Raw genomic sequence first — 10,342 nt, 5'->3', positions numbered from 1 at the left:
AAGACTAAACGCAACTTTAACATAGGGGTTGTGGAAATAAACTTTTCACCCTAGGAATATAAATAAATGAAAATGTATACATTGTAGAAGTATTGATTAAACAAATGAATATGATATAATACATATGTCTCTTGATGAGGTTGTCAGTTCCAAACTTGCAACATTTGTGCCGAGTTTGGAAGTTGGGGTCGATAGAAGAGCTTGCATAGTAGATTGTGATTTGTAAGGTTTTACAGAAAGGAAGATTTTATGAAACAGGAATTACTGGCAAAGATGAATGCTTATTTGGCCAATCAGGAGATTATGTATATTAAGCTGCACAATATGCATTGGAATTTGAAGGGAAACGGCTTTTTTACCCTTCATGCAAAATTAGAGGAATATTACGATCAGACAGCGGATATTATTGACGAGGTGGCGGAGAGAATCCTTGCAATGGGTGAACTTCCGGTTGCCAACTTAAAGAAAGCTTTGGAGATTACCAAGGTTAAGGAGCTTCCTGACGGCGCTATTGATATAGCGGAGGCGGTTCGTATCCTTACTGTTGATGTTGAGTACTGGGTACATGATTCAAAGGAGCTTGTAGAGCTGGCTGATAAAGAAGGTGATGTGGTTACCGCAGATATCTTCACAGGTTATTTGAAAGAATATGAGAAGACACTGTGGATGTTGAAAGCATTTGCGCAAAACTAAACACTGTTAGATGCTCAAAGCACAGCCTGAAAACGGCTGTGCTTTTTTTAATAGAAATTTGAAACTTTGATAGAAATATATCATATTATATGACTTCTATAAATTTATTTGTAAGAATTGCATTTATTACATATTGTGATATAATAAGTTTACAATATTATTAAGTGGAATATGGCATAAATATTAAGGTAATTGTACAAAGATATTATGCTTATATGTCTGTAGAAGGAGGGAGTGTTATGACAGGTTTACCACTTATATTCGTGTTTATTTTGGCGGTTATCGTTATGATAGTTGCCATCTCAAAGTTCGGTGTACATCCGTTTATATCGATTATGTGTATATCACTTATTTTGGGACTTGTAGCAGGTATTCCTTTAGTGGATAAGACCTTGGAGGACGGAACGAAGATACAAGGTCTTGCAAGCGTTATAGGAGCAGGATTTGCAGGTACATTCTCAAGTATAGGTATTGTTATCATACTTGGTGCATTGATAGGAACCATACTTGAAAAGACCGGTGCGGCTTTTAAGCTGGCGGATATGATTATCAAGCTGGTCGGAAAGAACAATCCTGTGCTGGCGGTAGAACTTATGGGTTGGGTTGTTTCAATTCCTGTATTTTGCGATTCAGGATTTGTTATTCTAAATCCTATAAGAAAGGCTTTGGTAAAGAGAACGGCAGAGTCATCCGTAGCTATGACTGTAGGACTTTCGGCAGGTTTATACATATCACATGTATTTATACCGCCTACACCTGGACCTATAGCGGCAGCTTCAACACTTGGAATAGGAGATAATCTTTTGCTTGTAATGGGAATGGGTGCGGTATGTTCAATATTCCCTTTGATTGCAGGATTTTTCTACGCCAAGTATATAGGTAAGAAGGTAAAGTCAGACGATGAAGCGGATTCAAGTGAGATTACAAAAACATACGAAGAGCTCATTGCAGAGTACGGAAAGCTTCCAAGCGGAGTGATGTCTTTGGCACCTATCGTAGTACCTGTACTCCTTATGGCTGTTGCATCTATAGTTTCAATGATGAAGATGAACGGTATGGGAGCGGATGTTTTAAAGTTCCTTGGAACACCTATTATAGCTCTGGCTGTCGGTACGGTCTTTGGAGTATTACAGCTTAACGGAACCGGCAAGATGAATGAATTTTACAATATAACCAATGAGACATTAAAGACTGTGGGTCCTATACTGTTTGTGACTGCTGCAGGCGGTGTACTCGGTAAGGTTATAGCATCTTCGGATATGGTCAACTTTATAAAGGATCATGCAGAGATTCTAAGTACAATGGGTATGCTTTTCCCGTTCTTACTTTCTGCAATATTAAAAAGTGCACAGGGTTCATCCACAGTGGCACTTACAACTACCGCAGGTATTGTGGCACCGTTGTTGCCGGCACTTGGATTTGCAAGTCCTATGAGTGCTACACTTGTAACTATGGCTATAGGTGCAGGTGCTATGACGGTTTCACATGCTAACGACTCATACTTCTGGGTTGTTACAAACTTCGGTGCGATGTCACCTGAAAAAGGATATAAGACACAGACTATGTGTACACTGTTTTTGGGTATAACGGGAATTATTGAGATAATGATTCTAAGCCTTTTCCTACATTGATTAAAACTGAACAGACAAGATATTTAAGGCACAGATTTTATGAATTCAAATTTTTGCAAGGTCTGTGCCTTATTTTAATTGCTGACAGTGTTTTGTATATATGGTATATTTATAAAATAATAAATAATTTAAAAGATAAGTTTTATAGACTTTTGTATAGACAAAGGAAAGAAAATGGAATTACTTGAACAGTGTAAAGAGTGGAATAACAATGAAGAATATCAAAAGGTAGTGGATGCGCTTGAGATTTTGCCTGAGAATGCCAGAACCCCTGAAATGGATTCCGAGCTTGCAAAGGCATACAATAATCTGGGTGAGCCGGGCGATTCTAAGCCGTTCATACAGGCGCTGGGATTATTGTTGCCGCATGAAGAGTATTTTAGAGGCAATCACAGATTTTACTTCAGAGTTGCATACTCATATTTTTATATTGGAGAGCACGGACTTGCCCTACATTACTTTAAGCAGGCTTTGGATGCAAGGCCCGGAGATGAAGACACCATTGATATGATGAATGAATGTGTGAACCGGCTGACAGACGGAGTCATAGAGGTCTCCATGTCACAGAAACTGGATTTTGTATGGGAAGATATACAAAAAGAGATAAGAAAATATAATAAGAACAGTAAAATCTTTCATGTAAGGGTTATAAATATAACAGCAAATCATATACATGATGCATTCCCTAAAATAAAAATAAATATTTTTTATGAAAGCAGGACTATCGAATTTGAAACGGGTGATGACAAGTCTAATGTATTCATGCTTGAATATATAAGGGATACAATGCCTGATAATCTAAAAGGCCTGTTTGATATAAGAGTCGGGATATCGGCTAAAGAAGACATCAAAGATAAAATAGTATATGAAAATGAGAGATATGATATAAGCGATCTTAGATTCTTTGTCAGTGATGACAGGCAGATAGTTATCTATGCCGATGAGTTTGATATTCCGCTTGAGGTTATAGAACAGCTCTTTATAGATATCTTCGGTGAGATAGACTTGATGGCAAATGATTTTGAGTTTGATATTGCAGATGAAGACGACTTTGACGCTCCGACTGAAGATACCTGTGATATAGTACTTGACTATGAAGAGAAAGAAGACTTTTTAAAGGAGTGTGTAGACTACAGAGGACTGAAAGAAAGGGCTAAAAGTAAGGGATTCCGACTTGGAATAAGTGCAAAAGAGTATTTGAAGATGTATTCAGGATACAGGTTACAGTCCGTAGGAGATGATATCAGAGAGGATATATATACAGGAACCACCTGCCTGCCTTCACTTATAAGTGAGTATATATCAAGCGGACCGTTTGATAAGATGCCTATAATGGATGAATTATACAGAAACGGTGTGGTAGCCGGTTTCTTTTGCTTCAGTTTGGAAGAATCCGATCAGGAAAATGCTTCATTTGAATATGAGTTTGAGGTTATGAATATCAGAAATCAGCTTATTGAGTATATCTTAAATGAACTTGAGAAGACCGGCAATACCGGAAATATCGTCTTTTTAGAGGGTGCTACAGGCAAAATATGCGGATATCTTGATTTCCTGATATTCGGAAACTTTATGGATATAATGAGCGCGGCATGCGATTTTTTTGAAGAAAAGAATATAAAGCTTGCAGGTTATAAGACATTCAGAAAAATATCAAAATTAGTAACATTTAGGGAGGAATAATGTTTAACTTATTTAAAAAAAAGCAAAATGAGGTAAAGTTGCCTGAAGTTGCACCTATGGAGTTGTGGGAAGAGCGTTCATATATGCATGTGCTCTCAGATAAAGTCGATGTTGAGGATATTGATGGCGCCAAAGAAAGAATACAGGAAATAGACGGAGTAAATCTTAAAGAATTCAACCTTAAGGATGATAAGTCGGGTAACATGATACTTGATTATAAGGGCGAAGAGTACGGTGTAGGTTTTTATTTTGAAGATTTTGTATTTGACCGTCTGTATTCATTACAAAAGCAAAAGATCCATGATGAGGACTTTGAAAAAATCGAGAAAAAGACCAAGTCATTTATCATATATATGAAGTTTAACAAAGATTATTTTGACTCATATCATCTACAGTTAAAGCTCATAACAGCATTTTTCCCGGATACATTGGCGGTGATAGATGAAAGTGCGGAGAGACTTTTAAGCGGAAGATGGGTAAAACTTGCTGCAAAGTCAAGTGTTACACCTAATGCTGAAAGTTTATTTACGGTACAGGCTGTATTTGATGATGAGACAAATAAAGTTTGGCTACATACACATGGTATGTGCAGAACCGGATTTTCGGAGTTTGAACTTTTGGATATAAGCAGAGACAATGCAAACGATCTGTATTATCTGATAAATACCGTGGCAAACAGAGTATTATATCAAAATGAGGCTATAGAAGATTATATCTTCCTTGGAGAGTTCATAGACGGAAAAGAGATAGTTGTGGCACCTCTTCCTTGGAATGTCGCTATTGCAAAGTATCCTTCCGATATAATCGGAGGTCCTGCGGACAGAGCCGACAGTCATAATACAAACAGTCAGGTTATTTTCCTTTTCTTATCCGAAGAAGATGCAAATAACGGTAAGTATACAAAGCCTTCAGATGTAGAGGAAAAGCTTGTTGAAAATCCGCTGTATTATTATACTAATGAACAGACGGAGCATATGAAGTTTATGGCAAGAGACAGATATGAACTTTTGAAAAAGGCAATTTCGGAGAATCCAAGTTACAAAGCACTTATAAAGGTCGGATTACCTACAGACAGTGAGGACGGAAAGCCTGATTATGAAAATCTTGAGCATATCTGGTTTGAACTTTTAGAGTTTACAGAAGAAGGGTTTAAGGCGGTGCTCACACAGGCGCCATATAGAGTAGCGGCTATGAAAGAGGGCGATGAGGGTGAATACACTGTCAATGATGTAACAGATTGGGTTATTTATACAGATGAAATGAGCATAGATCCGAATACTGCTTATTTACTATAAGGAGAGAATATGTTTTTTACAAATATAAAGTTGGCTAAGAAGTACAATTATCTGAACGAGAAGTTTTTGAAAGCTTATGACTGGTTGGAGAGCCATGATTTGAATTCATTACCTGCAGGAAAGTATGAGATAGATGGCGGTGATGTATTTGCAAATGTACAGGAATATACCACATTGCCGGTAGAAGAAAAGAAGTTTGAGGCACATGATAAATTTTTTGATATTCAATATTTGATAGAGGGTGTGGAATTCTTCGGCATCTGTGACAGAGAGGGGCTTAAAGTAAAGGAAGCCAAGCCTGATAAGGATGTACTTTTCTTTGAGACGCCTGATACTTACGGTCATGTGATACTTCACCCGAATGAATTTATAGTGGTTGCACCTGAGGATGCACATATGCCGGGATGCTGTATGGATAAACCGGCAAGTGCAAAAAAGGCGGTTATAAAAGTGAGAGTATGATAAAAAAAGGTTTTTTAATAGGGCTGTTACTCTTCGGTATCTTTTTTGGAGCAGGGAATTTGATTTTCCCTGCTGAACTTGGATTTAGGGCAGGAAAACACTTTGTACCCGCTATGTCGGGTTTTGTATTGTCAGGTGTAGGAATAGCTATAGTCACTTTGATAGTAGGCACTATGGTCAAAGGCGGATACAAAAGAGAACTTGGTATAAAGGTAGGAACAAACTTTGCAATCGGCTACCTGACAGCACTTTACCTTGCTATAGGTCCTTTCTTTGCGATACCCAGGACTGCAAGTACTTCTTTTTCTATAGGTATTGCACCTGTGACAGGGAATATAAGACTTGCTTTATTTGTATTCAGTGCAATATATTTTCTGCTTGCATATCTTATAGCACTTAATCCTTCAAAACTTATGGACAGAGTAGGCAAGGTGCTTACTCCAATATTTGCGCTTCTTATAGTTATACTTATAATTGTGGGAAATCTGAACTTTCATGCCGTCGGTGAGGGCGAGATGGCTGGAAGCCTGACAGCGCTAAAGACAGGATTTTTTGACGGATATAATACTTTGGACGCGCTGGCTTCTGTAAGTTTTTGTCTGATTGCCACTTCAGGGATAAAGACATTCGGATTCTCATCAAAAAAAGAGTATATGAGTATAATGGCAATAGTAGGAATTGTTACAACTATACTCTTTAGCAGCTTATATATCGGACTTGGGGCTTTGGGAAATAAGTTCAGTGTTCCGAATGAAGTTTTATCTGATAAGAGCATCAATATAGGTACATATATACTTTCTATGAGTTCATATAAGCTTTTCGGAAGTTTCGGACAGGCTTTCCTAGGAGCGATGACAATACTTACCTGTTTTACTACTACTGTAGGTCTTATCGTGGTTACTTCCGAATTTTTTGCAGACACATTCAAAAGGTTCGGCTATAAGTCGTATGTAAATATATTTACTCTTACAGGCTTTGCAATGTCAAACTTCGGACTCAATACTATTATAAAGATTTCCGTACCTGTGCTTAATATCCTGTACCCTGTTACAATAGTTATAGTACTTATAGTTATATTAAATAAATTTATAAGTATGTCCAATGTCGGTATGAAGTTTACAATTATTTTAACGGCGGTAACGGTTTTTATAGAAGTGATTGGAGATGTCTTTAATATAAAGATGATAAATTCATTTATGTCAATGTTTATAGGCGGAAGTTTGGGATTTGTCTGGGTGAATATTGCGGTTTCGGGAATAATCATATCGTTATTATTAAGAGATAAAATAAAGGGCGAAAGCTTTGAAATATAAAACGGCTGTTATAAGTAGGGACTTATAACAGCCGATTTTTAGAACCTTAAAACTTTTAGAGATGTGGACTCATGTGAGGCAAGACTGTAAGCACAATTTTTGTCCATTGACTCCGTTCGCACCCATTCAAGAGAACGCATGGAAGCCTCTTTATCCACACTGATTGCAGGCGGTGTAAGCTCTTTCCAGGCAAGCTCGCCATAGCCGGCATCCGCATAAAGCAGTGTAAATTTATTGTTCTCCGATGTTACCTTTACTCCGAACATACCTGCTGAGTGACCGTAAAGCTTTATAAGCTTTGTGGAGCCGTCACCAAGTAAATCAAATGATTTTTCAAAAGGACCTTCTTTTTGGTTCCAATCAAATATGGAAATATCGGCATTTTTCCACCAACTTCTGGAATATCTTAATGGATTTTTTACAGCAGCCTTGGCCTCATCTCTTGAAACCAAAATCTTGGTATCTGATGACAGATCTGCAACTCCGCTTACATTTTCAAAGTCAAGATGGGTAAGCAATACACAGTCTATATCCTTTGGTGAAAGATTGATTGCTTCAAGCCTTGAAAGCAGTGAAGAATCCTTTTTCAGATGAAAGCGTGTGGAAGCACAGGTAAGAGGTGCCTTGATTTCACTGATTTGCTTTTTTAGGCTAAGCGGAGTATCCGATTCAAGCTCTTTTTTGATACCTGTATCTACAAGTATATTCTTCTTTCCTGTCTGAATAAGAAAAGACAAAACAGGAATATTTACTCTGTCGGTATCTTTTAGAAACAGTCCGTATGTTTGCGGATTGAACTTATCATTGCCCTTATATGTGAGAGACGGTGATATTTCCACCTCTCCTGTTTGTAATATATATATTTTCATAAATAACCATACCTTATCATATTTTAGTTGTTTCAAACCGTATTATACAAAATATAGTCTGCTTGGTCAAACTTAATATAATTTTTTGTTGCGAAGAACATTGCTATTTCGTATAATGGTGAGAATGTGAGGTAGGAAGATGACAAATAAAAATAAAGAAAACGGGAGTCTGTTAAAGAAGCTTCTTTGGTGGATTCCTATAATTATTTTGGGCTTAATGTTTGCGCTTGGTGCGTGTACAAGGCAGGAAAACAAAAGTATCAGTGCTGAGAGTTTTTCAAGTGCGGAAAGTACTCAAAGCAAAAGTATTTCGGATGAGAGTACGACAAAGCATAGTGAAGAGATAACCGGAACACAGAGTCAAAAAAAACATAAACAAAAAAATAATAAATCTAAAAAACATAAAAAAAACAAAAAACAAAGTCAGGAGTCAAGCAGCGAAACGGCTGAAGAGACAAGCCCTGAAAGTGAGAGTACAAAAGAGTCTGAGACTGCCGAAAGCAGGGAGGCATCTGTAGAAGAAAACGGCAACTATACTTCAAAGGACGATGTTGCACTTTATATTCACACCTACAAAAAGCTTCCTGTAAACTATATCACAAAGGCACAGGCTCAGGAGATGGGTTGGGACCCTGAAAAAGGAAATCTTTCGGATGTGCTTCCCGGAATGAGCATCGGAGGCAGTGCCTTCGGAAATTATGAGGGAAACTTGCCGAGGGCAAGCGGAAGAAGGTATTTTGAATGTGATATTGACTATGACGGAGGATATAGAGGTCCGAAAAGACTGATATATTCAAATGACGGTCTGGTTTTTTATACTGAAGACCACTACAAAACTTTTGAACAATTGTATTAGGGAAAGATTATGAATAATATTACTTTAAAATTGGATAAGTTTAGTAAAAAGGAAGAATTACACAGTTACTTGAAAAAGAAAATGAAGTTTCCGGATTACTACGGAGAAAATCTGGATGCTTTATTTGACTGTTTGACTGATATAAGTACCGACACGGCTGTTGACATAAAATACGATGCGGATAATGAACTTCAAAGAGCGGTGCTTGCAGTATTCAGTGATGCGGTAGCTGCAAATACACATTTGGCTATAATAAAGACAAAGGTTAAGAAAAAGAAGCCTGAGTAGTATATTTAGAATGGAGAGTAAATGGAGTCAAAGTGGATGCTATATACAAAGCGAGCTGATTTTGAAAAAATATCGGCTCGCTTTCATATTTCACCTGTTTTAGCGAGAATAATAATAAACAGGGATATAAAGGAAGAGGATTTTTCACTGTATCTTAAGAGTGATTTAAGTTTGATGCATGACGCAGGCAGCTTATACGGTGTGGAAGATGCATATAGTGAAATCATGAGTGAGATAAAAAAGGGAAATAAGATAAGAGTTGTGGGAGATTATGATATAGACGGAGTCTGTTCTTCGTATATATTGGTAAAGTCTTTGAAGCGATTCGGTGCGAATGTAGATGTAAGGATACCTGACAGAATAAAGGACGGCTACGGTATCAATGACAATATAATAAATGAAGCGGCAAATGATAAAATCTCTATGATTATCACCTGTGACAACGGTATTGCGGCACATTCTCAGATGGAACTTGCAAGAAAACTTGGAATAAAGGTCATTATCACGGACCATCATGAGGTGTATCAGGAAGACGGTAAGGATTATCTGCCTGTAGCCGATGTGGTAATAAATCCTAAAAGAAGTGAATGTAAGTATCCTTTCAAAAGTATTTGCGGGGCGCTGGTAGCATATAAGCTTATGGAATATATGTATGAAAGACTGTACGGTAAAAAGATGTATGAAGACGGTGAACTCAGTGATCTTTTGGAGGTGGCGGCCATTGCGACAATAGGTGATGTTATGCCGCTTGTAGACGAGAACAGAGTACTTGTAAAACACGGTTTAAAAAGCCTGATGAATACAAACAACTTAGGGCTGAGGGCGCTTATAAAGGCTACAGGTATGGAAGGCAAAAAAATCAGTGCTTACAGTATCGGATTTGTGATAGGGCCTTGTCTGAATGCAGGAGGAAGACTTGAAAATGCGCTTGTTGCCTTAAATATGTTTATGTCAGAAAGCAGTGATGAGGCAAATGAGTACGCAATGCATCTGAAAGAGCTGAACGATGAGAGAAAGGATCTCACAGCCATGAATGTAAAAGTGGCCGTAGAACTGGCGGAAAGAGAATATGCAGATGATGATATATTGGTGATATATCTTGAAAATTGCCACGAGTCCATTGCCGGAATTATAGCAGGCAGGGTGAGAGAAGCGCTTGGAAAGCCTACGATTATACTTACAGATGCCTTCGGTGAAGACGGCATGATAAAGGGGTCGGGAAGGTCGATAGAAAGCTACAACATGTTTGAAG

At 37.8% G+C, this 10,342-nt stretch carries 10 protein-coding genes; 9 read left to right on the top strand and 1 reads right to left on the bottom strand.

The window, feature by feature from the left end; genetic code table 11:
- Positions 1 to 249 precede the first annotated feature (249 nt).
- From ACO6FI_RS03255 to brnQ, 6 genes are all read left to right on the top strand, one after another.
- Complete coding sequence (locus ACO6FI_RS03255; RefSeq protein WP_485456087.1) at positions 250 to 693, top strand: Dps family protein; 444 nt, start codon at positions 250 to 252, stop codon at positions 691 to 693.
- 239 nt (positions 694 to 932) lie between these two features.
- Positions 933 to 2,324: a GntP family permease gene (locus ACO6FI_RS03250; protein ID WP_485456086.1), complete on the top strand. Its 1,392-nt coding sequence runs from the start codon at positions 933 to 935 to the stop codon at positions 2,322 to 2,324.
- Positions 2,325 to 2,498: 174 nt separating this feature from the next.
- A complete protein-coding gene (locus tag ACO6FI_RS03245) occupies positions 2,499 to 4,007 on the top strand; it encodes a tetratricopeptide repeat protein (protein ID WP_485456085.1) in 1,509 nt (502 codons plus the stop codon).
- Positions 4,007 to 5,302, top strand: coding sequence for a DUF4026 domain-containing protein (locus ACO6FI_RS03240; RefSeq protein WP_485456084.1), 1,296 nt, complete (start codon positions 4,007 to 4,009; stop codon positions 5,300 to 5,302). Before ACO6FI_RS03245 ends, ACO6FI_RS03240 begins: the two co-directional genes overlap by 1 nt.
- A gap of 9 nt (positions 5,303 to 5,311) precedes the next feature.
- Positions 5,312 to 5,764, top strand: a complete 453-nt coding sequence (locus tag ACO6FI_RS03235) for a NanQ anomerase/TabA/YiaL family protein (RefSeq protein ID WP_485456083.1) — start codon at positions 5,312 to 5,314, stop codon at positions 5,762 to 5,764.
- Entirely contained in the window at positions 5,761 to 7,077 is a 1,317-nt protein-coding gene (brnQ, locus tag ACO6FI_RS03230; RefSeq protein ID WP_485456082.1) for a branched-chain amino acid transport system II carrier protein, read from the top strand. Before ACO6FI_RS03235 ends, brnQ begins: the two co-directional genes overlap by 4 nt.
- A 38-nt stretch (positions 7,078 to 7,115) precedes the next feature.
- On the opposite strand, the gene ACO6FI_RS03225 is transcribed toward brnQ, so the two are convergent.
- Complete coding sequence (locus tag ACO6FI_RS03225) at positions 7,116 to 7,946, bottom strand: MBL fold metallo-hydrolase (protein WP_485456081.1); 831 nt, start codon at positions 7,944 to 7,946, stop codon at positions 7,116 to 7,118.
- 139 nt (positions 7,947 to 8,085) lie between these two features.
- On the opposite strand from ACO6FI_RS03225, the gene ACO6FI_RS03220 reads away from it, so the two are divergent.
- The 3 genes from ACO6FI_RS03220 to ACO6FI_RS03210 form a co-directional block, all read left to right on the top strand.
- A complete protein-coding gene (locus ACO6FI_RS03220; RefSeq protein ID WP_485456080.1) occupies positions 8,086 to 8,802 on the top strand; it encodes a ribonuclease domain-containing protein in 717 nt (238 codons plus the stop codon).
- A gap of 9 nt (positions 8,803 to 8,811) precedes the next feature.
- A complete protein-coding gene (locus ACO6FI_RS03215) occupies positions 8,812 to 9,090 on the top strand; it encodes a barstar family protein (RefSeq protein WP_314610258.1) in 279 nt (92 codons plus the stop codon).
- 21 nt (positions 9,091 to 9,111) lie between these two features.
- Positions 9,112 to 10,342, top strand: a 1,231-nt coding sequence (locus ACO6FI_RS03210) for a single-stranded-DNA-specific exonuclease RecJ (RefSeq protein WP_485456079.1), incomplete at its 3' end; no start/stop codon positions are given.

The organism is Lachnoanaerobaculum sp. (genome assembly GCF_057250505.1).
This window is presented reverse-complemented; position numbering and strand designations above follow the sequence as displayed.

Excerpts from the sequence above, each read along its gene's own strand:
- ACO6FI_RS03255 (WP_485456087.1), top strand. The coding sequence starts at position 250 with ATGAAACAGGAATTACTGGCAAAGATGAATGCTTATTTGGCCAATCAG.
- ACO6FI_RS03250 (WP_485456086.1), top strand. The coding sequence starts at position 933 with ATGACAGGTTTACCACTTATATTCGTGTTTATTTTGGCGGTTATCGTT.
- ACO6FI_RS03245 (WP_485456085.1), top strand. The coding sequence starts at position 2,499 with ATGGAATTACTTGAACAGTGTAAAGAGTGGAATAACAATGAAGAATAT.
- ACO6FI_RS03240 (WP_485456084.1), top strand. The coding sequence starts at position 4,007 with ATGTTTAACTTATTTAAAAAAAAGCAAAATGAGGTAAAGTTGCCTGAA.
- ACO6FI_RS03235 (WP_485456083.1), top strand. The coding sequence starts at position 5,312 with ATGTTTTTTACAAATATAAAGTTGGCTAAGAAGTACAATTATCTGAAC.
- brnQ (WP_485456082.1), top strand. The coding sequence starts at position 5,761 with ATGATAAAAAAAGGTTTTTTAATAGGGCTGTTACTCTTCGGTATCTTT.
- ACO6FI_RS03225 (WP_485456081.1), bottom strand. The coding sequence starts at position 7,946 with ATGAAAATATATATATTACAAACAGGAGAGGTGGAAATATCACCGTCT.
- ACO6FI_RS03220 (WP_485456080.1), top strand. The coding sequence starts at position 8,086 with ATGACAAATAAAAATAAAGAAAACGGGAGTCTGTTAAAGAAGCTTCTT.
- ACO6FI_RS03215 (WP_314610258.1), top strand. The coding sequence starts at position 8,812 with ATGAATAATATTACTTTAAAATTGGATAAGTTTAGTAAAAAGGAAGAA.